24 protein-coding genes are annotated in these 25,974 nt (G+C 68.6%); 20 read left to right on the top strand and 4 right to left on the bottom strand.

Annotation, left to right across the window (positions count from 1 at the left end; translation table 11 throughout):
* The first annotated feature begins 12 nt into the window (after positions 1 to 12).
* From trmD to AC07Y4_RS21440, 6 genes are all read left to right on the top strand, one after another.
* Entirely contained in the window at positions 13 to 759 is a 747-nt protein-coding gene (gene trmD, locus AC07Y4_RS21465) for a tRNA (guanosine(37)-N1)-methyltransferase TrmD (RefSeq protein WP_307694758.1), read from the top strand.
* Between the two features lie 109 nt (positions 760 to 868).
* Positions 869 to 1,252 carry a 50S ribosomal protein L19 gene (gene rplS, locus AC07Y4_RS21460; protein WP_056572437.1) on the top strand — a complete coding sequence of 128 codons (384 nt, stop codon included), beginning with the start codon at positions 869 to 871 and terminating at the stop codon, positions 1,250 to 1,252.
* 127 nt (positions 1,253 to 1,379) lie between these two features.
* Entirely contained in the window at positions 1,380 to 2,123 is a 744-nt protein-coding gene (locus AC07Y4_RS21455; protein ID WP_174250200.1) for a CoA pyrophosphatase, read from the top strand.
* Between the two features lie 58 nt (positions 2,124 to 2,181).
* A complete protein-coding gene (locus AC07Y4_RS21450) occupies positions 2,182 to 3,183 on the top strand; it encodes a CobD/CbiB family protein (protein ID WP_062475069.1) in 1,002 nt (333 codons plus the stop codon).
* Between the two features lie 4 nt (positions 3,184 to 3,187).
* Complete coding sequence (hisC, locus tag AC07Y4_RS21445; RefSeq protein WP_495275019.1) at positions 3,188 to 4,273, top strand: histidinol-phosphate transaminase; 1,086 nt, start codon at positions 3,188 to 3,190, stop codon at positions 4,271 to 4,273.
* Positions 4,274 to 4,290: 17 nt separating this feature from the next.
* On the top strand, positions 4,291 to 5,316 hold the full coding sequence (locus AC07Y4_RS21440) for a hypothetical protein (protein WP_495275018.1): 1,026 nt from the start codon (positions 4,291 to 4,293) through the stop codon (positions 5,314 to 5,316).
* Positions 5,317 to 5,341: 25 nt separating this feature from the next.
* Here the strand turns inward: AC07Y4_RS21440 and rsgA are convergent, their stop codons facing one another.
* Genes rsgA through AC07Y4_RS21425 form a run of 3 tightly spaced genes read right to left on the bottom strand, consistent with a single transcriptional unit; the run spans position 5,342 to position 7,961 of the window.
* Complete coding sequence (gene rsgA / locus AC07Y4_RS21435; protein ID WP_495275017.1) at positions 5,342 to 6,301, bottom strand: ribosome small subunit-dependent GTPase A; 960 nt, start codon at positions 6,299 to 6,301, stop codon at positions 5,342 to 5,344.
* 12 nt (positions 6,302 to 6,313) lie between these two features.
* Positions 6,314 to 6,664, bottom strand: coding sequence for a 4a-hydroxytetrahydrobiopterin dehydratase (locus AC07Y4_RS21430; protein ID WP_095746391.1), 351 nt, complete (start codon positions 6,662 to 6,664; stop codon positions 6,314 to 6,316).
* 31 nt (positions 6,665 to 6,695) lie between these two features.
* Positions 6,696 to 7,961: a M48 family metallopeptidase gene (locus AC07Y4_RS21425; RefSeq protein WP_495275023.1), complete on the bottom strand. Its 1,266-nt coding sequence runs from the start codon at positions 7,959 to 7,961 to the stop codon at positions 6,696 to 6,698.
* 148 nt (positions 7,962 to 8,109) lie between these two features.
* Between AC07Y4_RS21425 and orn the strand changes: the two genes are divergently transcribed.
* The 6 genes from orn (at position 8,110) to AC07Y4_RS21395 (ending at position 14,735) form a co-directional block, all read left to right on the top strand.
* A complete protein-coding gene (gene orn, locus AC07Y4_RS21420) occupies positions 8,110 to 8,619 on the top strand; it encodes an oligoribonuclease (RefSeq protein WP_495275016.1) in 510 nt (169 codons plus the stop codon).
* Positions 8,620 to 8,867: 248 nt separating this feature from the next.
* A complete protein-coding gene (locus AC07Y4_RS21415) occupies positions 8,868 to 10,775 on the top strand; it encodes a DEAD/DEAH box helicase (RefSeq protein WP_070062330.1) in 1,908 nt (635 codons plus the stop codon).
* Positions 10,776 to 10,992: 217 nt separating this feature from the next.
* Positions 10,993 to 12,066, top strand: coding sequence for an NAD/NADP octopine/nopaline dehydrogenase family protein (locus AC07Y4_RS21410; RefSeq protein WP_495264162.1), 1,074 nt, complete (start codon positions 10,993 to 10,995; stop codon positions 12,064 to 12,066).
* On the top strand, positions 12,056 to 13,060 hold the full coding sequence (locus AC07Y4_RS21405; protein WP_495275015.1) for a 3-hydroxybutyryl-CoA dehydrogenase: 1,005 nt from the start codon (positions 12,056 to 12,058) through the stop codon (positions 13,058 to 13,060). Before AC07Y4_RS21410 ends, AC07Y4_RS21405 begins: the two co-directional genes overlap by 11 nt.
* Positions 13,057 to 13,860: an alpha/beta fold hydrolase gene (locus AC07Y4_RS21400; protein ID WP_495275014.1), complete on the top strand. Its 804-nt coding sequence runs from the start codon at positions 13,057 to 13,059 to the stop codon at positions 13,858 to 13,860. Before AC07Y4_RS21405 ends, AC07Y4_RS21400 begins: the two co-directional genes overlap by 4 nt.
* On the top strand, positions 13,857 to 14,735 hold the full coding sequence (locus AC07Y4_RS21395) for a quinone oxidoreductase family protein (protein ID WP_495275013.1): 879 nt from the start codon (positions 13,857 to 13,859) through the stop codon (positions 14,733 to 14,735). Before AC07Y4_RS21400 ends, AC07Y4_RS21395 begins: the two co-directional genes overlap by 4 nt.
* Before the next feature lie 14 nt (positions 14,736 to 14,749).
* Here AC07Y4_RS21395 and AC07Y4_RS21390 read toward each other — a convergent pair whose 3' ends face one another.
* Positions 14,750 to 15,226 (bottom strand): MarR family winged helix-turn-helix transcriptional regulator, encoded by a 477-nt coding sequence (locus AC07Y4_RS21390; protein ID WP_062475035.1) that lies wholly within the window; start codon positions 15,224 to 15,226, stop codon positions 14,750 to 14,752.
* A gap of 144 nt (positions 15,227 to 15,370) precedes the next feature.
* On the opposite strand from AC07Y4_RS21390, the gene AC07Y4_RS21385 reads away from it, so the two are divergent.
* Genes AC07Y4_RS21385 through AC07Y4_RS21350 form a run of 8 tightly spaced genes read left to right on the top strand, consistent with a single transcriptional unit; the run spans position 15,371 to position 25,962 of the window.
* Positions 15,371 to 17,563 carry a thiamine pyrophosphate-dependent enzyme gene (locus AC07Y4_RS21385; protein ID WP_495275012.1) on the top strand — a complete coding sequence of 731 codons (2,193 nt, stop codon included), beginning with the start codon at positions 15,371 to 15,373 and terminating at the stop codon, positions 17,561 to 17,563.
* A gap of 4 nt (positions 17,564 to 17,567) precedes the next feature.
* Positions 17,568 to 19,073: an indolepyruvate oxidoreductase subunit beta family protein gene (locus AC07Y4_RS21380; protein ID WP_495275011.1), complete on the top strand. Its 1,506-nt coding sequence runs from the start codon at positions 17,568 to 17,570 to the stop codon at positions 19,071 to 19,073.
* A 13-nt stretch (positions 19,074 to 19,086) separates the two neighbouring features.
* Positions 19,087 to 20,073 (top strand): PDR/VanB family oxidoreductase, encoded by a 987-nt coding sequence (locus tag AC07Y4_RS21375; RefSeq protein ID WP_495275010.1) that lies wholly within the window; start codon positions 19,087 to 19,089, stop codon positions 20,071 to 20,073.
* 32 nt (positions 20,074 to 20,105) lie between these two features.
* Positions 20,106 to 21,419, top strand: a complete 1,314-nt coding sequence (locus AC07Y4_RS21370) for an aromatic ring-hydroxylating dioxygenase subunit alpha (protein ID WP_495275009.1) — start codon at positions 20,106 to 20,108, stop codon at positions 21,417 to 21,419.
* Positions 21,419 to 21,907 carry an aromatic-ring-hydroxylating dioxygenase subunit beta gene (locus tag AC07Y4_RS21365; protein WP_492684565.1) on the top strand — a complete coding sequence of 163 codons (489 nt, stop codon included), beginning with the start codon at positions 21,419 to 21,421 and terminating at the stop codon, positions 21,905 to 21,907. Before AC07Y4_RS21370 ends, AC07Y4_RS21365 begins: the two co-directional genes overlap by 1 nt.
* 7 nt (positions 21,908 to 21,914) lie before the next feature.
* Positions 21,915 to 23,540 (top strand): AMP-binding protein, encoded by a 1,626-nt coding sequence (locus AC07Y4_RS21360; protein ID WP_495275008.1) that lies wholly within the window; start codon positions 21,915 to 21,917, stop codon positions 23,538 to 23,540.
* The gene (locus AC07Y4_RS21355) at positions 23,537 to 24,712 is read left to right on the top strand and encodes a thiolase family protein (RefSeq protein ID WP_487848927.1); all 1,176 of its coding nucleotides are present in this window, start codon (positions 23,537 to 23,539) and stop codon (positions 24,710 to 24,712) included. The genes AC07Y4_RS21360 and AC07Y4_RS21355 overlap by 4 nt, the downstream gene beginning before the upstream one ends.
* Complete coding sequence (locus AC07Y4_RS21350; RefSeq protein WP_495275007.1) at positions 24,709 to 25,962, top strand: SDR family NAD(P)-dependent oxidoreductase; 1,254 nt, start codon at positions 24,709 to 24,711, stop codon at positions 25,960 to 25,962. Before AC07Y4_RS21355 ends, AC07Y4_RS21350 begins: the two co-directional genes overlap by 4 nt.
* Positions 25,963 to 25,974 lie beyond the last annotated feature (12 nt).

Below are 25,974 nucleotides of genomic sequence, written 5' to 3'. Positions count from 1 at the left end.
GGCCGCGCGCGCATGCGCTTCGACGTCCTCACGCTCTTTCCCGAACTGTTCGCGCCCTTCATGGCCAGCGGCGTGACGCGCCGCGCCTACGAATCGAAGCAGGTCGAGGTCGTGCTGTGGAATCCGCGCGATTTCGCCCAGGGCAACTACAAGCGCGTGGACGACCGCCCCTTCGGCGGCGGGCCCGGCATGGTGATGATGGCCGAGCCCTTGGCGGCCTGCCTCGATGCCGCGCTGGCGGCCCGCGGCGCACCGGCGCCGGTGGTGCTGTTCTCGCCCATCGGCGAGGCGCTGCGCCACGAGGCCGTCGAGCGCTGGTCGGCGAGCGAGGGCGCGGTGCTGGTCTGCGGACGCTACGAAGGCATCGACCAGCGCTTCATCGATGCACGTGTCACCCACCAGGTCAGCCTCGGCGACTTCGTGCTCTCGGGCGGCGAGATCGCGGCCATGGCCTTGCTCGACGCCGTGGCCCGGCTGCAGCCCGGCGTGCTGGGTGACGAGGCCAGCCATGTGCAGGACAGCTTCAACCCGGCGCTCGACGGCCTGCTGGACTGCCCGCACTACACGCGGCCCGAGCAGTGGAGCGGGCAGGGCGTTCCGGCGCCGCTGCTCTCGGGCCACCATGCGCAGATCGAGCGCTGGCGGCGCGACCAGCGCCTGGCCATCACGGCCGCGCGGCGCCCCGAACTGATCGATGCCGCGCGGGCGGCAGGCAAGCTGAACAAGGCCGATGAGGCCGCGCTGAAAAAAAAGCTATAATCCGCGGTTCCCCGATCCTCTGTCCGGCCGCGCCCGGTTTGTTGGTGGTTTTCCGCCAAAGCCCACGGCGCCTTTAGTGCAGCCCGAAACGATCGATATCCAGGAAATCATGAACCTCATCCAGACCCTCGAGCAGGAAGAAATTTCCCGTCTCGGCAAGACCATCCCCGATTTCATGCCCGGTGACACGGTCATCGTCAGCGTGAACGTCGTCGAAGGCAGCCGCAAGCGCGTGCAGGCCTACGAAGGCGTCGTGATCGCCAAGCGCAACCGTGGCCTCAACAGCGGCTTCACCGTGCGCAAGATCTCCAGCGGCGAAGGCGTGGAGCGTACGTTCCAGACCTACAGCCCGCTGATCGCCGGCATCGAAGTCAAGCGCCGCGGCGACGTGCGCCGTGCCAAGCTGTACTACCTGCGCGAGCGCAGCGGTCGTTCGGCACGCATCAAGGAAAAGCTGCCGGGCAAGTCGCAGAAGGCTGCGTCGGCCGCTTAATCAGCCGCCGTCCTTTCTGCTCAAAAAGCCGCCGCTCTGGCGGCTTTTTGCGTTGGCGCCGCGCTTCAAGACAGTTTTCCATTTTTACGCTCTACTCCTTTCATTCCGCCACAGGCCGCATCCTCTCTTGACCTCATCCACTTCCGCCCCCACGTCCTCCGCCGTCGTCGAACCCGTCAATGCCGTGGTGCCGCCCGCGTTGCTGCAGATCGACCCGCGCCAGGCGCCTTTCGTGGACGGAAGCGACGGTCTGCCGGCGGTGGCCCCGGCGCAGCTGACGGCAACGGCCCTGCGCGCGCGCTTTGCCTCGCCGCCCGTGTGGACGCCCGAACTGCGCCGCGAGCCCCGCATGACCGACCGCGTGCCGGCCCAGGCCGCCGTGCTGGTGCCGATCGTGCAGCGCCCGCAAGGCGCGACCGTGCTGCTCACCGAGCGCACCACGCACCTGTCGACCCATTCGGGCCAAGTGGCCTTTCCCGGCGGGCGCGTCGATCCTGAAGACGCCAACATCCAGGCCGCCGCGCTGCGCGAAGCCTGGGAAGAGGTGGGCCTGTCGGCGCAGTTCATCGAGGTGCTCGGCACCTTGCCGACCTACACGACTGTCACTTCGTTCGTCGTGACCCCGGTGGTCGCGCTGGTACAGCCCGACTTCGTGCTGGACATCAATCCGTTCGAGGTGGCCGAGGCCTTCGAGGTGCCGCTGGCCTGGCTGATGGACCCGGCCAACCACCGCCGTCACGCGGTCAGCGCCACCGATGGGGTCCGTCGCGAGTGGTACTCGATGCCGTACGTCGATGGCCCGCACGAGCGCTTTGTCTGGGGCGCCACCGCGGGCATGTTGCGCAACCTCTACCGCTTCCTCGCCGCCTGAGCCTGATCGGGCGGCACCTGGGGCCAAAACCTTCAGGTGCTCTCGCTATCATCGAAGGATGAGCTTCTTTGCCATCCTGTGCGCGTTGCTGATCGAGCAGGTGCGGCCGCTGGGCCCGCACAACCCCGTGTACGGCGGCGTCCTGGCGTGGACGCGCTGGACCAGCCGCAACTTCGATGCGGGCAAGCCGCACCACGGATGGATCGCCTGGGGGCTCGCGGTGTTCGTGCCCACGCTGCTGTCGCTGGGCGTGCACTGGCTGCTGGTGCTCACGCTGGGCCTGCCGTTCGCCGTGCTGTGGAGCGTCGCGGTGCTCTACATGACGCTGGGCTTTCGCCAGTTCAGCCACCACTTCACCGACATCCGCGATGCGCTCGACGAGGGCGACGAGCCGCTCGCGCGCTCGCTGCTGGCGCACTGGCAGGGCGTTGATGCCGCCGAGCTGCCGCGCAGTGAAATCGTGCGCCATGTGATCGAGCATTCGGTCATTGCGGCGCACCGCCATGTCTTCGGCGTGCTGGCCTGGTTCTCGGTGCTCGCCGCCCTGGGCCTGGGGCCGGCGGGCGCGGTGTTCTATCGCATGAGCGAGTTCGTCGCGCGCTACTGGGCCCACAAGAACGGCGCGCCGGTGCAGCCTTCGAGCGTGGCGGTGCAGGACGCGGCCGAGCGGGCCTGGCATGCCGTCGACTGGCTGCCCGCGCGCATCACGGCGCTCGGCTTCGCCGTGGTCGGCAGCTTCGAAGAGGCCATCGACTGCTGGCGCAACGATGCGCGGCGCTTCCCCAACGAGAACGACGGCGTGATCCTCGCGGCCACGTCCGGCGCGGTGAACGTGCGCCTGGGCGGTGGCTCGCTGAGCCCGATTCCGGTGGCCGATCCGCTGCCGCGCGCGCAGGCCGGCGAGTCGCCGAGCGTCGGCCGGCGCCTGGACAGCGGCAGCACGCCGGGTCGCGAGCCCGAGCCCGGCCACCTGCGCAGCGTGGTTGGCCTGGTCTGGCGCTCGGTCGTGATGTGGATGGTGCTGCTGGCCTTGCTCACGCTCGCGCGGCTGCTGGGCTGAGGCCATGACCACCCCGCCCGCACCGGCCTTCTGGAGCCCGCGCGTCGGCGCGCTCGAGCCCTACGTGCCCGGCGAGCAGCCGCGCATCGCCAACCTCGTCAAGCTCAACACCAACGAGAACCCGTACCCGCCATCGCCGGACGCCATCGCGGCGATCCAGCGCGCGGCGGCCGACGGCCTCGAACGCTACCCCGACCCCACGTCGCTCGCGCTGCGCGAAGCCGTGGCGGGCCGCCACGGCCTGCAGGTGGGCGAAGTGTTCGCGGGCAACGGCTCGGACGAAGTGCTCGCGCACGCGTTCTTCGCCTTCTTCCAGCAGGCGCAGCCGCTGCTGATGCCCGACGTGAGCTACAGCTTCTACAAGGTCTATGCCCAGCTCTACGGCATCGCCTGCGAGCAGTTGCCGGTCGATGAGGGCCTGCGCATCGACATCGATGCGTTCGCGGCGCGCGCACGGCAGGGCTGCGGCGGCATCGTCATCGCCAACCCGAACGCGCCGACCGGCATCGGCCAGCCGCTGGCGCGCGTCGAACAGCTGCTTGCGGCCTGCCCCGATCGCGTCGTGCTGGTCGACGAGGCGTATGTCGATTTCGGCGGCGAGAGCGCGCTGTCGCTGATCAGTCGGTATCCGAACCTGCTCGTGGTGCAGACCCTGTCCAAGTCGCGCTCGCTGGCCGGCCTGCGCGTCGGTTTCGCCTGCGGGCAGGCGCACCTCATCGACGCGCTGGTGCGGGTCAAGGACAGCTTCAATTCGTACCCGATCGACCGGCTGGCCTCGGCCGGTGCCGTGGCCTCGCTCGACGACGAGGCGTGGTTCCGCAAGACACGCGACCAGGTCGTCGACACGCGCGAAGGCCTGACTCTGCAGCTCGAGGACCTGGGCTTCGAGGTGCTGCCGTCGCAGGCCAACTTCGTGTTCGCGCGCCACCCGCAGCGCGATGCGGCCGAGTTGGCCGCGTTGCTGCGTGAGCGCGCGGTGCTGGTGCGGCATTTCAGGCAGCCGCGCATCGCGCAGTACCTGCGCATCAGCATCGGCACGCGGGACCAGTGCAGTGCGCTCGTGCAGTGCCTGCAGGACATCCTGGCCTGACATCCCGAGGAAAGTCCATGTCGACCCTTCACGCCGATCCGCGCGCCGTTGCCTGCGCATCGTTCTGGCAAGCCTTGAGCGACAAGCTCGAGAGCCTGCAGTCCTTGTCCGGCCACGCGTTGGTAGGCGAATTGAATGCGCTGCTGCAACCTTTCTTTCCGAACCTGGCGGCCGAAGTGCTGGGCGACCCGCCGGCTTTCACGCTCGTGCTGACGGCGCACGGCGCCGAAGACGATTTCGAGGACCTCATGGCGCTGGTGCACAGCGCGCCCCCGTTGCCCCAGGTCGAAGTAGAGGCCTTCCGACAGCGCATGCGCGAAGGTTTCAGCATGCGCATGAACGACTTCGAGCTGGCCTGCTCGGACGTTCTCGTGAAGCACGAGCCCTACAAGGGGCGGGTGGCGCTGGAGATCGGCTTTGCCAAGCCCATTCCGATGGACATGCAGGACCACGCGCGCCACATGAGCCTGATCATGCTCGACCACATCCTGGGCGAGTACGACTTCGCCGTGAAGGTCGGGCCGGTCGATCACGTCGAGGCGGATGCGCAAGCGGATTTCGATGGCGTGCCGCTCGATGACTTCGTGCCTCTGTTCGACGCATGCTGGCGCGAGGATCTGGGCCACACCGGCGTGTTTCCCGCAGGCGAGCACGGCTGGTCCGGCCTGACGGCCACGCGCACCGCCGAGGACGGCAGCGAGGTCGAGGCGGTCGTGATGCGAAACGACGCCGCGAACGCACTGCTCGGGCGTGCCGACCTGGGCCATAGGCTCTCGGCTGCCATCCCCGTCGAATCGGGCGAGGAACTGGACGAGGCCCGTGCTTACGAAGACCGGCTGACCGCGCTGCTGCAGACGCACGGCGAAGGCTGCTGCACGCACATCGTGCTGGAAGAGGGTGTTCGCACCGTGCACTTCCATGTGGCCGATCCGCAGGCGGCCATTGCGCATGCGCAATCGGTGCAAGAGGCGCTGGAATTGCCGGTGGCGCTCGACCTGGCCTTCGACCCGACCTGGAAGTCGTACCGCACCTGGCTGGCCTGAGCGCGGCCGGGCCCCCGGTGCGGCGTCAGTAGCGCGTCTGGCTCAGCTCGGCGAACAGCTCGCCGTAGATCTTGTAGCGCGAGGCGCTGATCGGGCCAGCTTGCGTCGGCGTTTCGACGTTTGAGATCACGCCGCAGCCGGGTTCGTGCAGGTGGGTGCAGTTGTAGAACTTGCAGTCGCCCGTGTGTTCGGCGATGTCGGGCATGAGGCCGGCGAGTTGCATCGGCTCGATGTGGTTCAGGCCGAATTCCTGGAAGCCCGGCGAGTCGATGAGGCCGGTGGTGCGGGCCTCGTCGATCCAGTACCAGGTGGTGCTGGTGGTCGTGTGCTTGCCCGAGTTGAGGGCCTGCGAAATCTCTTGTGTCAGCACGCTCGCGCCGGGCACCAGCAGGTTGGTGAGCGTGCTCTTGCCCGAGCCCGACGGGCCGAGCACCAGCGTCGACTTGCCCTCCAGCAGTTTCATCAGCGAGGCGTAGTCCGCTTCGCCGGAAGCCTTGAGCGACAGCGGCAGCACGCCGTGGTGCATGCGGCGGTAGGGCGCCAGCTTGGCCCAGGCGCGCGCAAAGGGTTCGACGAGGTCGCTCTTGTTGAGCGCGATGATGGGCGTGATGCGCTCGGCCTCGGCCGCGATCAGCGCGCGTGCCAGCTGGTGTTCGGAAAACTCGGGCTCGGCCGCGATCAGGATCAGCACGTGGTCGAGGTTGGCCGCGAACGACTTGGTGCGGATCTCGTCTTGCCGGTAGAAGAGGTTGCGCCGCGGCAGCACCTCTTCGATGGTGCCTTCGTCTTCGGTGGCCTGCCAGCGCACGCGGTCGCCGACCACGGCCTGGCTCTTCTTGCCGCGCGGGTGGCAGATCAGCCGCTCGCCCGTGGGCGTTTCGACGAGGCAGTGACGCCCGTGGCTGGCGACGACGAGGCCATCGTGGTGCGCCTTCCCCGTGTTGTGCGCAGCGGGGGTGAAGGCGGCGCGGCCCGGCTTAGCCACAGGCGCGTGTCCTCATGCGGCGGGGCTCGCAACCAGCGCGTCGGCCTGCCGTGCGCAATCGAAATCGGTGATCGAGAGACCGTTCACGTCGTGCGTGTTGAAGCGCACCACGCAGCGGTTGTAGTGCACCGACAGGTCGGGGTGGTGGTCCTGCGTGTGGGCCACCATGGCCAGCGCATTCACGAAGGCGATGGTCTCGAAGTAGTTCGCGAAGGTGAAGGTCTTCTCGATCGCGACATCGGCGCCGTCGCCGGTGAGCTTCCAGCCGTCGAGCTGGGCCAGGCCCGAGACGATCTCGGTGGCGCTCAGGGCCTTGCGGGGCGGAAGGTTCTTCCAGTCCTTGGGTTTGAACATGCTGCTCATGAGGGGCTTCGCTGAAATAGAAGGTCGAGGGTCACGCCGCGGCCATGCGCGCAAGGCGCTCGGAGGCGGGCGGGTGGGAGTAGTAGAACTTGACGAACACCGGGTCGGGCGTGAGCGTCGAGGCGTTGTCCTGGTAGAGCTTGAGCAGGGCGGCCGACAGGTCGGCGCCGCTGGTCTGCGCCACGGCGTAGGCGTCGGCCTCGAACTCGTGCTTGCGCGACAGGCGCGCCGGCAGCGGGGCGACGAAGAAGCTGAACACCGGCACGGCCAGCATGAACAGCAGCAGCGCCAGCGCGTTGTTGGGTGCGGCCGGCGACAGGTTGGGCTGCACGCCCAGACCGGCATAGAACCAGACCTGGGTCGAGACCCAGCCCAGGAGCGCGAAGCCGGCCAGGCTCAGCGCGAACATCGCGATCAGCCGCTTCACGATGTGGCGGTGCTTGAAGTGGCCGAGCTCGTGCGCGAGCACGGCCTCGACTTCGCCGGCGTTGAGCTGGCGCAGCAGCGTGTCGTAGAACACCACGCGCTTGCTGGCGCCGAAGCCGGTGAAGTAGGCATTGGCGTGCGCGCTGCGCGTGCTGCCGTCCATCACGAACAGGCCCTTGGCCGCGAAGCCGCAGCGCTTCATGAGCGCCGTGACGCGCGCCTTGAGCGTCGGGTCGTCCAGCGGCTTGAACTTGTTGAACAGCGGCGCGATGAAGGTCGGGTAGATCAGCATCAGCAGCAGGTTGAAGCCCATCCACGCGCCCCAGGCCCAGAGCCACCAGAGCGTGCCGGCCGCACCCATGAGCCACAGGATGAGCGCCGCGATCGGCAGCCCGATCAGCGCGCCGAGCAGCGTCGACTTGACGGCGTCGGTGAGCCAGAGCTTCCAGGTCATCTTGTTGAAGCCGAAGCGCTCCTCGAGCCGGAAGGTCTGCCACAGCGTGAACGGCAGCTCCAGCAGCCCGCCGATGAGCGCAAAGGCCGCCAGCAGCGCCAGTTGCTGCACCATGCCGCCGCCCAGCCACACCAGCAGCAGCTTGTTCAGCAGGTCGAGCCCGCCGAGCAGCGTCCAGCCCAGCAGCAGGGCCGCGCCCCAGGCCATTTCGACGAGCCCGAAGCGTGCCTTGGCGATGGTGTAGTCGGCCGCCTTTTGGTGCGCGGCGAGCGTGATGGTCTGCGCAAAAGCTTCCGGCACGGCGCCGCGGTGGCGCGCCACGTGGCGCACCTGGCGGGTGGCCAGCCAGAACTTCACGAGCAGGCCCGCCACGAGCGCCGCCGCGAAGGCAAGGGTGAAGATGAGCGAATAAGACATCATGAAGCGGCGAGTTTAGTCCCCGGTATATCGGGATGCAGGCCTTCGACGACAATCCTGCGATGCCCGAATCCCTTGACCCGACGCCCCCCGCCGCCGCCCCACCCTGAAGAAAAGCGACCAGAACCTGGTCTGGCTCGACTGCGAAATGAGCGGCCTCGACCCCGAGAAAGAGCGCCTGCTCGAGATCGCCGTGGTCGTCACCGGCCCCGACCTCACGCCCCGCATCGACGGTCCCGTGCTGGTCATTCACCAGAGCGACGCCGTGCTCGACGCCATGGACGCCTGGAACAAGGGCACCCACGGCCGCAGCGGCCTGATCGACAAGGTCAAGGCCTCCACGCTCGACGAAGCCGCGGCCGAGCAGCAGCTGCTCGAATTCATCGCCAAGTACATCCCCAGGAGCGGCTCGCCGATGTGCGGCAACACCATCGGGCAGGACCGGCGCTTCCTGGTCAAGTTCATGCCCAAGCTCGAGGCGTACTTTCACTACCGCAACCTCGACGTCAGCACCCTCAAGGAACTGGCCAAGCGTTGGAAGCCCGCGGCCTACAGCGCCTTCAAGAAGCAGCAGGCGCACACCGCGCTGGCCGACGTGCACGAGTCCATCGAGGAGCTGGCGCACTACCGGGAAACCTTCCTGCGCTTGGTGGATTGACAACAATTAGGTAAAAACCCGAAGCCGTGCCATAATCGCAGGCTTCGCTGATTTGAACGCGTCTTTGGACACAGATCAGCGTCTCTCGCATCTCCCTATCTTGCACACCGCGCCCGATCGCATTCGCTGATCAAAAAGGGCCGCAGCCTCCGACGAAAGCCGGAAGTTGAATGTCGTTGGATGGTTGATGTTTTTAACCACCAACGGGGCGCCGCCTACGGCAGCGCTCGCGTTTGAGATTGATATTCATGACCGACGCTTTTGAAGCGCAGGGCGAACTCGCGCCTGTGCAATCCGCTACCCATAACGAATTCACCGCTGTCGCGGAAACCGTGTCCGAGGCTCCGATCCTCGATGCACTGGACGCCGCAGCCCCCGAGGCCGCCGAAGCCGAAGCGCCTGCCGCGCCCAACGGTTTCATCAAGCTGGGCCTCGCCCCCGAACTGATCGCCGCCGTGGCCGACATGGGTTTCACCCAGCCGACCACCGTGCAGGAAAAGGTCGTGCCGATCGCCATGGGCGAAGCCGGTTCGGCCCGCTTTGTCGACCTGATGGTCTCGAGCCAGACCGGCTCGGGCAAGACCGCCGCCTTCCTGCTGCCCGTGCTGCACACGCTGATCAAGCGCCAGGCCGAAGCCGAAGCCGAAGCCAAGGCCGAGTTCCAGCGCCTGGCCGCTGAAGCCGCTGCCCGTGGCGAAGCGCCGCTCAAGAAGCCCAAGCGCAAGGACCCGACCAACGCCCGTCATTTCAAGGCCGCCACCCCCGGCGCCCTGATCCTGTGCCCGACGCGCGAACTCGCGCAGCAGGTTGCGCACGACGCCATCGAACTGGTGCGCCATTGCCGCGGCCTGCGCGTTGCCAACGTGGTGGGCGGCATGCCTTACCAGCTGCAGATCGCCAAGCTGCAGAACGCCGATCTCGTGGTCGCCACGCCGGGCCGCCTGCTCGACCTGCAGCGCTCGCAGCAGCTCAAGCTCGACCAGGTCAAGTTCCTGGTCGTCGACGAAGCCGACCGCATGCTCGACCTCGGCTTTGCCGACGACCTGGCTGAAGTCAACCAGCTCACCATCGAGCGCCAGCAGACCATGATGTTCAGCGCCACCTTCGCGCCGCGCATCCAGCAGCTGGCCCAGCGCGTCATGCGCGAGCCGCAGCGCATCACCATCGACAGCCCGCAAGAGAAGCACGCCAACATCAAGCAGTCGCTGTACTGGGCCGACAACAGCCAGCACAAGCGCAAGCTGCTCGACCACTGGCTGCGCGACACCAGCATCAACCAGGCGATCGTGTTCGCCAGCACGCAAGTCGAATGCGACGGCCTCGCCAACGACCTGCAGCAAGAAGGCTTCAGCGCCGTTGCGCTGCACGGCGCCCTGAGCCAGGGCCTGCGCAACCGCCGCCTGATGGCACTGCGCCAGGGCCAGGTGCAGATCCTGGTGGCCACCGACGTTGCCGCCCGCGGCATCGACGTGCCGACCATCACCCACGTCTTCAACTTCGGCCTGCCGATGAAGGCCGAGGACTACACCCACCGCATCGGCCGCACCGGCCGTGCCGGCCGCGATGGCCTGGCCATCACGTTCGCCGAATTCCGCGATCGCCGCAAGATCATGGACATCGAGCACTACAGCCGCCAGCAGTTCAAGGCGGAAGTGGTGGCCGGCCTCGAGCCGCAACAGCGCATGCCGCAATCGCGTCCCCCGATGGGCGAGTACCGCGGCGGCCGCGGCGACAACTTCTCGCGCGATCGCAAGTTCGGCAACGGCGGTGCGGGCGGCGGCGGTGGCTACCGCGGCAACAACAACGGCGGCGGCTATGCCGGCGCCAGCGGCTTCAACGACCGCAATTCGCGCGGCCCGGCCCAGGGCCAAGGCCCGCGCGGCTTCCAGGGCGGCCAGAACGCCGGCTTCGGCGGCGGTCGTGACGAAGGCGGCAATGGCGGCGGCTACGGTCGCAAGCCGGGCTGGGGCGACAGCGCCCCGCGCGGCGGCCACGGCCATGGCGGCGGTCGCGGCGACGGCGGTTTTGCACCCCGTGAAGGCTTTGCTCCTCGCGAAGGTTTCGCACCGCGCGGCAACGGCGCCGGCCACGGTGGCCCGGGTAAGGTGTTCGTGCCCCGTGACGCGCAAAAGCGCGCGTTCAAGCCCAGCCGCTGATCGCCCCCGCAAGCGGCCCTGAAAAGGGCCGCTTCCCCCTCAAAAAGCCCGCGCTTCTCACGAACGCGGGCTTTTTCGTTGTCGGGTTTCCGAGCACTCCGGCGCCTATGAAGTTGGTTGACATCTGAATCGATGAAAAGTAATGTAATAGCGCATTGCTTCTCCCCGGTCCGTTCGCGGCTGCCGGTTCATCGACACCTGTTCTCGACTTTCGATCATGAAAATTGCGATTCTTGGGGGTGGCCACGGCGCCTATGCGGCCGCCGCGGACCTGTCTGAAACCGGCCATGAAGTGCGCCTGTGGCGCCGCGACGCCGCCGCGCTCGAACCCGTCGTGCAGGCCGGCGCGATCACGCTGAAAGACGCTGCCGGTGCGCGCGAGGTGCCCATTGCGCTGGCCACCGCCGACATCGGCGCGGCGCTGAAGGGCGCCGAACTCATCGTCATTCCCACGCCCGCCATCGCCCAGCACGACATCGCGCTGGCCATGGCACCGCACCTGGTCGACGGCCAGGTCGTGTTCCTGCCGCCGGGCACCTTCGGCAGCTACGTGATGGCGCAGGTGGTGAAGGCCGCCGGCAACCGCGCCGACGTGGCCTGGGCCGAGACCGGCACCTTGCCGTACCTTGCGCGCAAGCACGGCGAGCGCGAAGTCAACGTCACCATCCGCGCGATCCGCCTGCCCACCGGCGTCTACCCGGCGCGCAAGGAGGCGCAGGCCATCGAGGTGATCCGCCGCGCCTACCCGGCCGTGCACGGCTGCGGCGACGCGCTCTCGGGCGCGCTGATGAACGCCGGCCCCGTCATCCACCCGCCGCTGATGGTGATGAACGCCGCGCCGCTGCAGCACTTCGAGCGCTGGGACATCCACAACGAAGGCACGCAGCGCGCCGTGCGCGACGTGACCGACCGGCTCGACCGCGAACGCATGGCCGTGCGCGAGGCCTTCGGGCAGGGCGCGCCGCACTATCCGCTGGCCGACCACTACAACAACGACCAGTGGATGTACGGCGATGCGCACAAGCAACTCGTCAAGTCGGGCGACTGGCGCGAGAACATCGACCTGCACACGCACCGCTACATCACCGAAGACACTGAACTCGGCCTGGCCTTCCTGGCCTCGGCAGCGCGCCATGCGGGCGTCGATGCGCCCATTGCGCACGGCCTGCTGGCCATCGTCGGCGGCTTCCTCGGGCGCGACCTGCGTCAGGGCCCGCGCACCTTCGAAAGCCTGGGCCTGGCCAGCCTGAGCGCGACCCAGCTGAAGCAGAGGCTGCACGATGGCGAATGAGCCCGCGCCGCCGCGCTTCGCTGCCGTGGGCGCCGGCCGCATGGGGCGCGGCATCGCCATCGCATTCGCCTATGCGGGCCACCGCATTTCGCTGATCGACCTGCGCCCGCGCACGCCCGAGGCCTGGCAGCGGCTGCGCGACGAGGCGCAAGCGGAGATCACCGCGAGTCTCTCAGGCCTGGCGCAGCTCGGCGTGATCGATGCCTCGCAGGTCGAGCGCATCGCCGCGCGCGTGGATTTCGTGAACGCAGCAGAAGCATCGCGCGCACTGGCCGCCGCCGAGCTGGTGTTCGAAGGCGTGCCCGAAACCATGGAGGCCAAGCGCGAGGCCTTCGAGCACCTCAACCGCCATTGCCGCGACGACGCGATCCTCACCTCGACCACCAGCAGCATCCTCGTGACGCAGCTGGCCGCGCTGGTGCGCCGGCCCGAGCGCTTCCTGAACATGCACTGGCTCAACCCGGCCTACGTGATCCCCGTGGTCGAGCTGAGCTGCCACCCCGGCACCGACGCCGGCGTGCTCGCACGCACCAAGGCATTGATGGAGGCCATCGGCAAGCTGCCCGTGGTCTGCGGCGCCTCGCCCGGCTACATCGTGCCGCGCCTGCAGGCGCTCGTGATGAACGAGGCGGCCCGCATGATCGAAGAAGGCGCTGCCACAGCGGAAGAAATCGACAAGGCCACGCGCTACGGCCTGGGCCTGCGCTTCGCGGCGCTCGGCGTGGTCGAGTTCATCGACTTCGGCGGCTGCGACATCCTGCACCACGCGAGCCGCGAGATGTCGGCCTCGCTCGACGCAGGCCGCTACACCGCGCCGGCCATCGTCGGGCGCATGGTCGAGGAAGGGCGGCTGGGCCTGAAGAGCGGCAGCGGCTTCTACGACTACGCGGGCCGCGACACCGCCGCCTACCGCCGCGACGTGCTCTCGCGCACGCTCGGCGAACTCAAGCACGCGGGTCTGTGGCGCGCGCCGGCCGACGAGACGCTGTCATGACGATCCGCCGCGCCTTCGCCGACCTGTCGGTGGGGCAGGTGCACCACGCCGTGTGCGGCGACGCGCAGGCGCCGGCCGTGCTGCTGCTGCACCAGTCGCCGCGCAGCTGGGCCGAGTACTGCGAGGTGCTGCCGCTCATCGCCGGCGCGGGCTACCGCACCATCGCCATGGACACGGCGGGCTTCGGCGATTCGGCCGACGGCGGCGTGCCGGCAAGCATTGCGCAGTGGGCGCGCGTGGCGTGCGAGCTGCTCGATGCGCTCGGCATCGCGCAGGCCGACGTGGTGGGGCACCACACCGGCGGCGTGATCGCGATCGAACTGGCCGCGGCGTTTCCCGAGCGCGTACGCAGCCTCGTGCTGTCGTCCACGCCGTACACCGACGAGGTGTTTCGCCGCGCTCGCGCGCAGCGTCCGCCCATCGACGAAGTGGCGCCCAGTGACGACGGCAGCCACCTCGCCGCGCTGTGGCAGAAGCGGCAGGCTTTCTATCCGCCGGGGCGGCCCGACCTGCTCGAGGCCTTCGTGCGCGATGCGATGAAGGTCGGCCACCGTGTCGAAGAAGGGCATCGCGCCGTGGCCTCGTACCGCATGGAAGAGCGCATCGGCCGCGTGACGCAGCGGACGCTCATCGTGCGCGCCACGCTCGACCCTTTCGCCGCGCCGCATGCGGCGGAGCTGCAGCATCACCTGCCACAGGCGCGCATCGTCGACATCGACGGCGGCATGGTGCCCTTGCCCGACCAGATGCCCGAGGCCTTCGCGCGCACGGTGCTCGACTTTCTGGCGACGCGGCCATGAAGGCCGTGCGCATCCATGGCTTCGATGCGGTGCCGGTGCTCGAGGACGTGGCGGAGCCCGCGGTGCGACCCGGCCGCACGCTCGTGCGCATGCAGGCCGCCACCGTCGGCCACATCGATCGCACCGTGTGGCAAGGCCGCTTCCTGCGGCATCCGCCGTTGCCGTACACGCCGGGCGTGGAAGCCGCGGGCGTTGTCGTTGCGAGCGAGCGGTATACAGCAGGGCAGCGCGTGTGGTTGCGCGGCAGTGGCTTGGGCACGCTGTTCGACGGCACTTGGTGCGAGCTGATCGATGCGCCTGACGACGCACTCGGCGTGTTGCCCGATGCGGTGCCGATGCCACTCGGCGCGGCGTTCTTCTCGCCCATGACATCGGCCTGGGTCGCCTTGCATGACGTCGCCCGATTGCAGTCTGGAGAGCAAGTTCTGGTGACGGGCGCAAGCGGCGCGGTAGGTTCGTTGGTGATGCAGTTGGCACGCGATGCGGGCTGCACTGCAACGCCTGTCGATCCGAAGGCAGGCTCGCCAGAAGTCGCCAGCACCGACCTGCTCATCGATACCGTCGGCGGCGACGTGCTCGCCACCGCCTTGCCTGCCGTGCGCCCCGGTGGCCGCGCCGTGCTGGTCGGCTACACCGCCGGCCCGACGCTGCAGCTGGACATCGCGCACTTCCTGCAGCGCGACGTGGCGCTGCTGCCGCTCAACATGTTCCGGCGCGAAGCCGCGGGCCGCGCAGCCGCTCCAGAGTTGCTTGCGCGGCTGGCCGACGGCCGACTGCACCTCGACGTGCAGCCCTTCGCGCTCGCCGACGCAGCCCTCGCACTCGACTGGATCGCCCAACGCGGCCATCGCGGCCGCGCGGTGCTCGTGCCTTAGTCAGGCCACGCGTTTCAGTCTTCGTCCGGCACCTCGACCGGCACGTGCACATGCAGGTCGATCATCTGCCGCAGCGTCTGCTTGAGTTCTTCGGCGCGTCGCAGGCCGAAGGGTTCGAGCACGCGGCGCTCGTGCTCGCGCGCCAGCTCCATCAGGTGCTCGACTGCCTTCAGCCCCGCGGGCGTGATGCGCACCAGCGTGATGCGGCGATCACTTTCATGGGGCAGGCGCTCGACCTGGCCGCGCGCTTCCATGCGGTCGAGCAGCCGCGTCACCGTCGGCTGCTTGGTCACCGTGACCTGCGCGAGCTGGCCGATGCTGACTGCGTCGCTGCCCGCCAGCGACGCCATCACGCGCCACTCCGACACCGAAAAACCCTGCTGCCGCGCCACCTCGTGGAACTCCGAAGAGATCAGCTGGCTGGCCTGCGCGAGCAGCGCGGGCAGGTAGTCATCGACGAAGCGATGCGTTTCCTTGGATGGTTCAGACATGAAGGCGCCTCCTGTTTGCCGCAGGCATGCGGATTGCATGGCTAGGGTAATTCATGATTGTGGATACATTCATTTCTAAACATTATAGGAACCGTGATGTGACCCCGGGGCCGCATCCTCCCACGAGAAAGAAGAAGGACATCCATGGCTGAGCGTTCGTTCGTCGAAGAAGTCAAGAAGCTGAGACTTACTGGTGGAGAAGTGTTCCGCGGCGAAGGCATTCTGGCCGTCACCAAGGCCCTGCTGGAGTCGGGGGTGTCGTACGTGGCGGGCTACCAGGGCGCGCCCATCTCGCACCTGATGGACGTGCTGGCCGACGCGCAGGACATCCTGGCCGACCACGGCATCCGCTTCGAGAACAGCGCCAGCGAAGCCACTGCTGCCGCCACGCTGGCCGCCTCCGTCAACTACCCGCTGCGCGGCGCCGTCACCTTCAAGGCGACCGTGGGCACCAACGTGGCGTCCGATGCGCTGGCCAACCTGGCCTCGGGCGGCGTCACTGGTGGCGCGCTCATCATCGTGGGCGAGGACTACGGCGAAGGCTCGTCGATCATGCAGGAGCGCAGCCATGCGTTCGCCATGAAGTCGCAGATCTGGCTGCTCGATCCGCGGCCCAACCTGCCGAGCATCGTCGATGCGGTGAAGACCGGCTTCGACCTCTCCGAGGCCAGCAACACGCCCGTGATGCTGCAGCTGCGCATCCGCGCCTGCCATGTGCACGGCCACTTCATCGCCGGCGACAACAAGCGCGCCAAGTTCACGCTGAAGGAAGCGCTGGAGAACCCGCAGCGCGACGTCAGCCGCATCGTGCTGCCGCCCGCGAGCTTCGTGCACGAACAAGAGAAGGTGAAAGACCGCTGGCCCGCCGCCGTGCGCTTCATCGAGGAGCGCCAGCTCAACGAGTTCTTCTCCGAAGACGCCGACGACATCGGCATCATCGTGCAGGGCGGCAGCTACAACACGCTGCTGCGTGCGCTCGAACGCCTGGGCCTGGCCGACGTGTACGGCGAGACCCGCGTGCCGCTGTACGTGATGAACGTGGCCTATCCCGTCATCGAGAGCGAAGTCATCCGCTTCTGCGAAGGCAAGCGCGCCGTGCTCATCGTGGAAGAAGGCCAGCCCAACTTCGTCGAGCAGAACCTCGCGACCATCCTGCGCCAGGCCGGCTCCACCACCGCGCTGCACGGCAAGGACATGCTGCCCGTGGCCGGCGAGTACACGACGCTCGAACTGCTCAAGGGCACGCGCACCTTCTGCGAGCGCTACGAACGCCTCGCGCCGCTGCCGGTGCCCGCACCGGTGCGCAAGGTGATCCCGCTGAAGGAAGTGGCCGCCATCGGCGTCGACGATGCACCCGAGCCCGCGCAGCCGTCGAGCGCGCTCGGCGATGTGGTGCATTCGCGTCCGCCGGGTTTTTGCACCGGCTGCCCCGAGCGCCCGATCTTCAGCGCCATGAAGCTGGTCGAGCGCGAACTCGGTGCGCACCACGTGAGCGCTGACATCGGCTGCCACCTGTTCTCGATCCTGCCGCCCTTCAACATCGGCAACACGACGATGGGCTACGGCCTCGGCGGTGCGGGCGCTTCGGCGCTGAACGCACCGGCCGGCAAGCGCGCGATCTCGATGATGGGCGACGGCGGCTTCTGGCACAACGGCCTGACGAGCGGCGTGGCCAACGCGGTCTTCAACAAGAGCGACAACCTCACCATCATCGTCGACAACAACTACACCTCGGCCACGGGCGGGCAGGACATCCTCTCGTCGACCGCCGTCAACAAGACGCGCAGCACCGGCCACGAGATCGAACGCGCCGTGCGCGGCGTGGGCGTCGAGTGGGTGAAGACGATGCGCCGCACCTACGACGTCGCCGGCATGCGCGACGCGCTGAAAGACGCACTCACCACCACGAAGAAGGGCCCCAAGGTCCTCATCGCGCAGTCGGAGTGCATGCTCAACAAGCAGCGGCGCGAGAAGCCGCTGGTGCGCAAGGCCATCGCCGACGGCAAGCGCATGGTGCGCGACAAGTTCGGCGTCGATGCCGACACCTGCACCGGCGACCACTCGTGCATCCGCCTGTCGGGCTGCCCGTCGCTCTCGATCAAGCCCAACCCTGATCCGCTGCGCATCGACCCCGTCGCCACTGTGCTCGACAGCTGCGTGGGCTGCGGCAACTGCGGCGACGTCTCGCATGCCGCCGTGCTGTGCCCCTCGTTCTACAAGGCGCAGGTCGTGAGCAACCCGACCGCCTGGGACCGCTTCCGCCAGCGTGTGCGCACCACCGTCATCGGCTGGCTGCAGCGCGGGGACGCGCGTCGCCGTGACGCCTATGCCTTCTGACGCCATGACGAACAAGGTTCAACCCATCAAGATTGCCATCCTCGCCATGGGCGGGGAGGGCGGCGGCGTGCTTGCCGACTGGATCGTCGACATGGGCGAGGCCAACGGCTACGTCGCCCAGACCACTTCCGTGCCGGGCGTGGCCCAGCGCACCGGCGCGACCATCTACTACGTCGAGCTGTACCCCGACGCGCAGGCGCAGTCCGACGGCGGACGCCCTGTGCTCGCGCTGATGCCGTTGCCGGGCGACGTCGACGTGGTGCTCGCCTCCGAGCTCATGGAAGCCGGCCGCGCGGTGCAGCGCGGGCTGGTCACGCGCGACCGCACCACGCTCATCGCCTCCACGCACCGCGTCTTCTCCATCGCCGAAAAAAGCGCCATGGGCGACGGCCGCGTCGACAGCGAGCAGCTGCTCGCCCACACCGCGCGCGCCGCCAAGCGTTTCATCCGCTTCGACATGGCGCAGGCCGCCGAAGCCTCGGGCAGCGTGATCAGCGCCGTGCTGTTCGGCACGCTCGCGGGCTCGGGCGTGCTGCCGTTCGGCCGCGCGCAGTTCGAAGCCACCATCGAGCGCGGCGGCGTGGGCGTGAAGCCCAGCCTCAAGGCCTTCGGCGCAGCATTCGATCGCGCGCAGGACGGCGACGACGGCGAACCCGCCAAGGTCGCACCGGCCGCCACGCCCGCACCGCAGCCGCGCCATCCGGCCGTGCGCGCGCTGGTCGAGCGCGTGCAGCGCGACTTTCCGCTGCCCGCGCACGACTTCCTGCTCGAAGGCGTGCGCCGCCTCATCGACTACCAGGACCTGGCTTACGCTGGCCTCTACCTCGACCGCATGGCCGCCGTTGCGAAATTGCCCGACGACGCCCACCGCCTGCTGCGCGAAACCGCGCGCCACCTGGCGCTGTGGATGTCCTACGAAGACACGGCCCGCGTCGCCGCCCTGAAGACCCGCGCCACCCGCTTCGAGCGCGTGCACGGCGAGGCCGGCGTGCAGCCAGGCCAGCTGCTCGCCATCCACGAGTACATGCACCCGCGCCTGCAGGAAATCTGCGAGACGCTGCCCGGCGGCCTCGGCCGCTGGCTCATGCACTCCACACTGCCGAAGAAGATCGTCGAGCGCTTCACGCAGCACGGCCGCGTGATCCGCACCAGCTCGCTGCGCGGCTACCTGATGCTGCGCATGGTCGCGGCCTGCAAGGGCTGGCGCCGCTCGACGATGCGCTACGCCGACGAAAACCGCCGCATCGAGGAATGGCTGCAACGCATCGCCGCCACCGCGCCACGCAACCCCGCGCTCGCCGTCGAGCTTGCCCAGTGCCAGCGCCTGGTCAAGGGCTACAGCGACACGCACGAGCGCGGCCTGCGCAACTACGACACCGTGATGCGCGCGTTCGAACGTGCGGGTGCCGCGCTGGCGCCCGCCACCCTGCGCGAACTGCGCGACGCGGCGCTGGCCGACGAACACGGCCACAAGCTGCAGGCCGCGCTGGTGCAGCACGCCTTGGCCTGAAGGGACCCGAACCATGACCGCCCCCACGCTCCAGCTTCGCGTCGTCGAAGCGCGCGCCCTCAACCCGCTGATCCGCCTGCTGCGCCTGCGCGCCGAAGACGGTCGCGCGCTGCCCGGCTTCGCCGCCGGCGCGCACATCCGCGTGCAGGTGACGCTGGCCGACGGCACCACCGACTGGCGCCACTACTCGCTCATCAACTTCGCCACCGAGCGCAACGCCACCAACGCCCCGACCGATTACGTGATCGCCGTGCGCAAGGAGGCCGAAGGCCGCGGCGGCTCGCGCTTCATGCACGAAGGACTGGCCGAGGGCAGCGTGCTCACCATCGAGCCGCCGAAGAACGACTTTCCGCTGCACACCGGCCCGGGCGGCACGGTGCTGGTGGCCGGCGGCATCGGCGTGACGCCGCTCGCGTCGATGGCCGCGCGCCGCCGCGCCGAAGGCGCTGCCGTGCGCATGCACTACGCCGGCCGCAGCCGCGACCTCATGGCCTTCCTGCCCGAGCTGCAGGCGCTGCTGGGCGACGACCTGCGCGTGCACGCCGACGCCGAGGCCGGTGCGCCGCTGGACATCGACGCGCTGCTCGACGCCGTGCCCGCCGGCGACCGTCTCTACGTGTGCGGCCCCAAGGTCATGCTCGACGCCGTGCTCGCGCGCACCCAGGCCCGCGGCTGGGAACACGACCGCGTGCATTTCGAGCTCTTCACCGAACCCGTCGTGGAGGAGGGCGACCAGCCCTTCGAGGTGGAGCTTGCCCAGTCGGGCCAGCGCTTCACCGTGCCGGTCGGCCAGAGCATCCTCGACTGCCTCATCGAACACGGCTGCGACCCGATGTTCGATTGCAAGCGCGGCGAGTGCGGCGTGTGCGCCGTGCCCGTGATCGAGGGCGAGATCGACCACCGCGACTACGTGCTTACCGCCCGCGAGAAGGCGGAAGGCACCGTCATGCAGATCTGCATCTCGCGCGCCAAGGGAGCGCGCCTGGTGCTCGACCTCTGAGAAAAGCCAGCCAGGAAGGAGCCAGGAGAACCATGCCTTCGTACCGAGACAACCCCGAAGCCGTTCGCGCGCTCGTGCAGAACGACCGCGTGCACCGCGACCTGTACACCAGCCAGGAGCTCTTCGAGCTGGAGCAGGAGCACTTCTTCGCCAACACCTGGAACTACGTCGGCCACGAGAGCCAGCTGCCGAAGTCGGGCGACTGGGTCACCAACGAGATCGCGGGCCGCCCGCTGATCGTCGTGCGCCACAGCGATGGCAGCGTGCGCGTCATGATGAACCGCTGCGCCCACAAGGGCTCGCGCCTGGTGAACGGGCCCTGCGGCAACACCGGCAAGTTCTTTCGTTGCCCGTACCACGCCTGGACCTTCAAGACCGATGGCGCGCCGCTGGCCATTCCGCTGAAGACCGGCTACGAGCACACGCAGCTGCACGAGTGCGAGTCGGGCAAGGGCCTCACCCCGGTGAAGCACGTGCGCAGCCACCGCGGCTTCATCTTCGTGAAGATCAACGACGCCGGCCCCGACTTCGAGGAGTACTTCGGCGATTCGCTCAGCTCCATCGACAACATGGCCGACCGCTCGCCCGAGGGCGAGCTGGAAATTGCCGGCGGCTGCCTGCGCTTCATGCACCAGTGCAACTGGAAGATGTTCGTCGAGAACCTCAACGACACCATGCACCCGATGGTGGCGCACGAGTCGTCGGCCGGCACCGCCAAGCGCATGTGGGCCGACAAGCCCGAGGACGAACCCAAGCCCATGGCCGTGGAGCAGTTCGTGCCCTTCATGTCCGACTACAAGTTCTTCGAGGACATGGGCATCCGCACCTACGACCACGGCCACAGCTTCACGGGCGTGCACTTCAGCATCCACAGCAAGTACAAGGCGATCCCCGAGTACGACGACGCCATGAAGGCGCGCTACGGCGAAGAGAAGACGGCGCAGATCCTGGGCATGGCGCGGCACAACACCGTGTATTACCCGAACCTCACGATCAAGGGCGCGATCCAGGCGATCCGCGTGGTCAAGCCCATCTCGGCCGACAGGACCCTCATCGAGAGCTGGACCTTCCGCCTGAAGGGCGCGCCGCCCGAGCTGCTGCAGCGCACCACCATGTACAACCGCCTCATCAACTCGCCGTTCTCGGTGGTGGGCCACGACGACCTGCAGGCCTACCGCGGCATGCAGGCCGGCCTGCACGCCAGCGGCAACGAGTGGGTGAGCCTGCACCGCGACTACGACGAATCGGAACTGAAGGGCGGCGAGATCACCACGGGCGGCACCAACGAGTTGCCCATGCGCAACCAATATCGAAGCTGGGTGCAGCGCATGACGGAGACGATGTAATGGCCGCCGCCGATATCACCCGCCAGGACCTCGTCGACTTCGTCGTCAACGAAGCGCGCCTGCTCGACACCCGCCGCTACGAAGAGTGGAACGCGCTCTTCACCGACGACGCGTTCTACTGGATTCCGCTCGTGCCCGACCAGGAAGACGGCCTCAACCACACCTCGCACCTGTACGAGGACAAGCTGCTGCGCGAGCTGCGCATCGAACGCCTGAAGAGCCCGCGCGCGTTCTCGCAGCAGCCCCAAAGCCGCTGCCACCACCTGCTGCAGGTGCCCGTGGTCGAGACCTTCGACACCGAGGCCCGCCGCTTCGTGGTGCGCACCGAGTTCCACTACACCGAGTCGCAAGGCGACGAGCTGCAGTTCTACGTCGGCACCTTCTTCCACCACCTCACGGTGCAGGACGGCGCGCTGCGCATGACGCTCAAGCGCGTCGACCTGCTCAACTGCGACGCGGCGCTTCCGGCCGTGCAGCTCTTCATCTGAGGACGCGATGACCCACGCCACCGTCCACCAGGTGTTCGCCGCCACGGCCGCGCGCACCCCGCAGGCCGAATTCCTCTTCACCGAATCGGTGACCGCCGCCGCCTACGGCATCGCCGCCGGCGCCATCCGCTGGGGCGAAGCCGCCGCGCAGATCGAGCGGCTGCGCACCGCCTACGCGCAAGCCGGCTACGGCCACGGCCACCGCGTCGGCCTGTTGCTGGAGAACCGGCCCGCCTTCATCTTCCACTGGCTCGCGCTGAACGCGCTGGGCGCCAGCGTGGTGCCGATCAACGCCGAGATGCGCTCGGCCGAGCTGGTCTACCTCATCGGCCACAGCGAGATCGGCCTGGCCGTCACGCTGCCCGAGCGCGTCGCCGACCTGCAGGCTGCCGCCGCGCAAGCCGGCGTAGCCTTCGAGACCATGGGCCCCGACGACGCCGTGCCGCCCGCGAAGACCGCCGCGCCGCGCGCCGGCGAGTCCGTGGGCACCGACACCGAATGCGGCCTGCTCTACACCTCGGGCACCACGGGCCGGCCCAAGGGCTGCATCCTGAGCAACGCGTACTTCCTGCGCGCCGGCGAGTGGTATGCCGCGCTCGACGGCGTGTGCAGCATCCGCCCCGATGCCGAACGGGTGATCACGCCGCTGCCACTCAACCACATGAACGCGATGGCGTTCTCGACCATGGTCGTGCTCATTGCCGGCGGCTGCCTCGTGCAGCTCGACCGCTTCCACCCGAAGAGCTGGCTGGCCAGCGCGAAGGAAAGCGGCGCGACCATCGTCCACTACCTGGGCGTGATGCCCGCGATGCTGCTGTCGGCCCCCGCATCGGCGGCCGACCGCGACCACGCGATCCGCTGGGGCTTCGGCGCCGGGGTCGACCGCAAGAACCACGCGCCCTTCGAGGAACGCTTCGGCTTCCCGCTGGTCGAGGCCTGGGCCATGACCGAGACCGGCGCGGCCGCCTGCATCATGGCCAACCGCGAGCCGCGCCTCGTGGGCACCAGCTGCTTCGGGCGGCAGGAAGACTTCGTCGAGATCCGCCTCATGGGCGAGGACGGCAGCGACGTCGGCACCGACATGCCCGGCGAACTGCTGGTGCGCTCGGCCGGTGCCGACCCGCGCCGCTATTTCTTCTCCGGCTACCTGAAGGACGAAGAGGCCACGCGCGAAGCCTGGGCCGACGGCTGGTTCCACACCGGCGACCTCGTGCGCCGCGATGCCGACGGCAACTTCTTCTTCGTCGACCGCAAGAAGAACGTGATCCGCCGCAGCGGCGAGAACATCTCGGCCGTCGAGGTCGAGAGCGTGCTCAACCAGCACCCGGCCGTGAAGACCTCGGCCGTGGCCGCCACGCCCGATGTGGTGCGCGGCGACGAGGTGCTCGCTTGCATCGTGCTGCGCGAAGACAGCGACGTGGCGCAGCGGGAAGCAGTCGCGGCCAGCATCGTCCAGCACGCGCTCGCGCAGCTGGCGTACTACAAGGCGCCGGGCTACGTGGCCTTCGTCGACGCGCTGCCGCTCACGCCCTCGCAGAAGATCCAGCGCGGCCAGCTGCGCGAGATGGCGCAGTCGCTGCCGGGCCAGGGCCATTGCATCGACACGCGCTCCATGAAAAAGAGGCAGGCATGACGAAACGCAACCGGCTTTCCTACGAAGGCGTCGCGGTCGCGGTGCCCGTCACCGTGCCCTACGTGCGCTACTCCACGCGCACCGCGCACTGGTTCGTCGGCCAGGCCATCGACGCGTTGGTGCAGGCCAGCGGCGTGGCCAAGGAACAGATCGACGGCCTGTGCCTGAGCAGCTTTTCGCTCGCGCCCGACACGGCCGTGGGCGTCACGCAGCACCTGGGCCTGTCGCCGCGCTGGCTCGACCACATGCCCACCGGCGGCGCCTCGGGCGTGATGTGCCTGCGCCGCGCGGCGCGCGCCGTGCAGGCGGGCGATGCCGACATCGTCGCCTGCGTGGGCGCCGACACCAACCACGTCGACTCCTTTCGCCAGACGCTGGGCAGCTTCAGCAACTTCGCGCGCGACGCGAGCTATCCCTACGGCTCGGGCGGGCCGAACTCGATCTTCGCGTTCATCACCGCCAACTACATGCGCACCTACGGCGCCACGCGCGAAGACTTCGGCCGCATCTGCGTGGACCAGCGCACCAACGCGCTGGGCAACCCCAACGCCATGTTCAAGAAGGGCCTCACGCTCGACGAGTACATGGCCGCGCGGCCCATCTCCGACCCGATCCACCTGTTCGATTGCGTGATGCCCTGCGCCGGCGCCGACGCCTTCCTCGTGATGAGCGAGGAGCGCGCGCGCGACCTGGGCCTGGCGCACGTCGTGATCCGCGGCGCCATCGAGCGCCACAACGCCTACGCCGAAGACCCGGTGATGGTGCAGGGCGGCTGGCGCAAGGACCGCGACGACCTCTACGCACAGGCCGGCGTGCAGCCCGCCGCGCTCGACTTCGTGCAGACCTACGACGACTACCCCGTCATCGTGATGATGCAGTTCGAGGACCTGGGCTTCTGCGAGAAGGGCGAGGGCTCGGCCTTCGTGCAGGCGAACACCATGACCTTCGACGGCAGCTTTCCGAACAACACCAGCGGCGGCCAGCTCTCGGCCGGGCAGGCCGGTGCGGCGGGCGGCTTCCTCGGCATGGTCGAGGCGATCCGCCAATTGACCGACCAGGCCGGCGCGCGCGCCGTGCCCAACGCCCAGCTGGGCCTTGTCGCCGGCTTCGGCATGGTGACCTACGACCGCTGCCTGTGCACAGGCGCGGTCATCCTGGGGAGACCCGCATGACCATGCCCATGATGCGCCCCCCGCGCAAGAACCCGGTGCTGCGCACCCGGCAGATGAACCTGCCACCCGGCGCGCGCGGCCGTGTCGCGCTCGGCCTCACGGCCGCTGCCGCCGAAGGCCGCTTCGAGCTGCAGACCTGCGAAGACTGCGGCACCGTGCAGTACCCGCCGCGCGAGGTCTGCCACAAGTGCCTGTCGGCCGCGTTGCGCTGGCGCCAGCAGAGCGGCGAGGGCGCGCTGCTCGGCAGCACCACGCTGCACCACAGCAACGACCTGTTCTTTCGCGAGCGGCTGCCCTGGCGGCTGGGCCTGGTGCACCTGGATGCCGGCCCCACGCTCATGGTCCACCTGCACGGCGAGGTCGGCGATGCGCCCACGCGCGTGCGTGTCGGCGCCCGGCTCGACCGTGCCGGCCAGGCCGTCCTCATTGCTTTTCCGACTGAAGGGAGTCCCCACATGGCCGACGACAAGATGCTGCGCGAAATGACCAGCGACCCGAAGTTCCGCAAGGTGCTGGTGACCGACGGCAAGACCGAGACGGGCCAGGCCCTCGTGCGTGCGCTGGTGAAGGCCGGCGCCGACATCGTCTGGGTCGGCCATGCCGAACCGTGGAAGAAGATGGGCGACGGGCTCGACGACATCTCGGCCCTGCCGCAGGTCACGCTGGTGCCGCTGGACCTCACCAACGGCCGCCAGGTGACCGAGCTGGCCGGCTCCATCGGCGGCAAGGTCGACATCGTGATCAACAACGCCGAGGTGCACCGCACCTTCGGCATCAGTGCGCGCCGTGGCACCGACGTGGCCAAGGCCGAGATGGACATCAACTACTTCGGCCTGCTGCGCCTGGCGCAGGAGTTCGGCCCCGCGCTCAAGGGCCGCTCGGCCGACGGCGCGACGGGCGCGACGGCGTGGGTCAACCTGCTGTCGATCTATGCGCTGAGCAACTTCCCACCGCACGGCACCTTCAGCGCCTCGAAGGCCGCGGCGCATTCGCTGGCGCAGTGCCTGCGCGCCGAGATGCGGCCGGCCGGCATCCGCGTGATCAACGTGTTCCCCGGTCCCATCGACGACGAATGGAACCAGCACACGCCGCCGCCCAAGCTGGCACCCACCACGTTGGCCAACGCCATCGTGAAGGCGCTGCGCGACGGCGTGGAAGACGTGTACCCGGGCGACGTGGCGCAGGAGTGGCTGGAGCGCTGGCGCGACAACCCCAAGGTGCTGGAGCGCGAACTGGCCGCTGGCGGCTGAGCAGAGGAATCA

Source organism: Variovorax sp. GW460-12-1-14-LB1, assembly GCF_059423605.1.
This window is presented reverse-complemented; position numbering and strand designations above follow the sequence as displayed.

What these genes read in the sequence shown, in the direction of transcription:
- trmD (WP_307694758.1), top strand. Translation starts at nt 13, where the DNA reads ATGCGCTTCGACGTCCTCACGCTCTTTCCCGAACTGTTCGCGCCCTTC.
- rplS (WP_056572437.1), top strand. Translation starts at nt 869, where the DNA reads ATGAACCTCATCCAGACCCTCGAGCAGGAAGAAATTTCCCGTCTCGGC.
- AC07Y4_RS21450 (WP_062475069.1), top strand. Translation starts at nt 2,182, where the DNA reads ATGAGCTTCTTTGCCATCCTGTGCGCGTTGCTGATCGAGCAGGTGCGG.
- hisC (WP_495275019.1), top strand. Translation starts at nt 3,188, where the DNA reads ATGACCACCCCGCCCGCACCGGCCTTCTGGAGCCCGCGCGTCGGCGCG.
- AC07Y4_RS21440 (WP_495275018.1), top strand. Translation starts at nt 4,291, where the DNA reads ATGTCGACCCTTCACGCCGATCCGCGCGCCGTTGCCTGCGCATCGTTC.
- AC07Y4_RS21430 (WP_095746391.1), bottom strand. Translation starts at nt 6,664, where the DNA reads ATGAGCAGCATGTTCAAACCCAAGGACTGGAAGAACCTTCCGCCCCGC.
- AC07Y4_RS21425 (WP_495275023.1), bottom strand. Translation starts at nt 7,961, where the DNA reads ATGTCTTATTCGCTCATCTTCACCCTTGCCTTCGCGGCGGCGCTCGTG.
- orn (WP_495275016.1), top strand. Translation starts at nt 8,110, where the DNA reads ATGAGCGGCCTCGACCCCGAGAAAGAGCGCCTGCTCGAGATCGCCGTG.
- AC07Y4_RS21415 (WP_070062330.1), top strand. Translation starts at nt 8,868, where the DNA reads ATGACCGACGCTTTTGAAGCGCAGGGCGAACTCGCGCCTGTGCAATCC.
- AC07Y4_RS21410 (WP_495264162.1), top strand. Translation starts at nt 10,993, where the DNA reads ATGAAAATTGCGATTCTTGGGGGTGGCCACGGCGCCTATGCGGCCGCC.
- AC07Y4_RS21405 (WP_495275015.1), top strand. Translation starts at nt 12,056, where the DNA reads ATGGCGAATGAGCCCGCGCCGCCGCGCTTCGCTGCCGTGGGCGCCGGC.
- AC07Y4_RS21400 (WP_495275014.1), top strand. Translation starts at nt 13,057, where the DNA reads ATGACGATCCGCCGCGCCTTCGCCGACCTGTCGGTGGGGCAGGTGCAC.
- AC07Y4_RS21395 (WP_495275013.1), top strand. Translation starts at nt 13,857, where the DNA reads ATGAAGGCCGTGCGCATCCATGGCTTCGATGCGGTGCCGGTGCTCGAG.
- AC07Y4_RS21390 (WP_062475035.1), bottom strand. Translation starts at nt 15,226, where the DNA reads ATGTCTGAACCATCCAAGGAAACGCATCGCTTCGTCGATGACTACCTG.
- AC07Y4_RS21385 (WP_495275012.1), top strand. Translation starts at nt 15,371, where the DNA reads ATGGCTGAGCGTTCGTTCGTCGAAGAAGTCAAGAAGCTGAGACTTACT.
- AC07Y4_RS21380 (WP_495275011.1), top strand. Translation starts at nt 17,568, where the DNA reads ATGACGAACAAGGTTCAACCCATCAAGATTGCCATCCTCGCCATGGGC.
- AC07Y4_RS21375 (WP_495275010.1), top strand. Translation starts at nt 19,087, where the DNA reads ATGACCGCCCCCACGCTCCAGCTTCGCGTCGTCGAAGCGCGCGCCCTC.
- AC07Y4_RS21370 (WP_495275009.1), top strand. Translation starts at nt 20,106, where the DNA reads ATGCCTTCGTACCGAGACAACCCCGAAGCCGTTCGCGCGCTCGTGCAG.
- AC07Y4_RS21365 (WP_492684565.1), top strand. Translation starts at nt 21,419, where the DNA reads ATGGCCGCCGCCGATATCACCCGCCAGGACCTCGTCGACTTCGTCGTC.
- AC07Y4_RS21360 (WP_495275008.1), top strand. Translation starts at nt 21,915, where the DNA reads ATGACCCACGCCACCGTCCACCAGGTGTTCGCCGCCACGGCCGCGCGC.
- AC07Y4_RS21355 (WP_487848927.1), top strand. Translation starts at nt 23,537, where the DNA reads ATGACGAAACGCAACCGGCTTTCCTACGAAGGCGTCGCGGTCGCGGTG.
- AC07Y4_RS21350 (WP_495275007.1), top strand. Translation starts at nt 24,709, where the DNA reads ATGACCATGCCCATGATGCGCCCCCCGCGCAAGAACCCGGTGCTGCGC.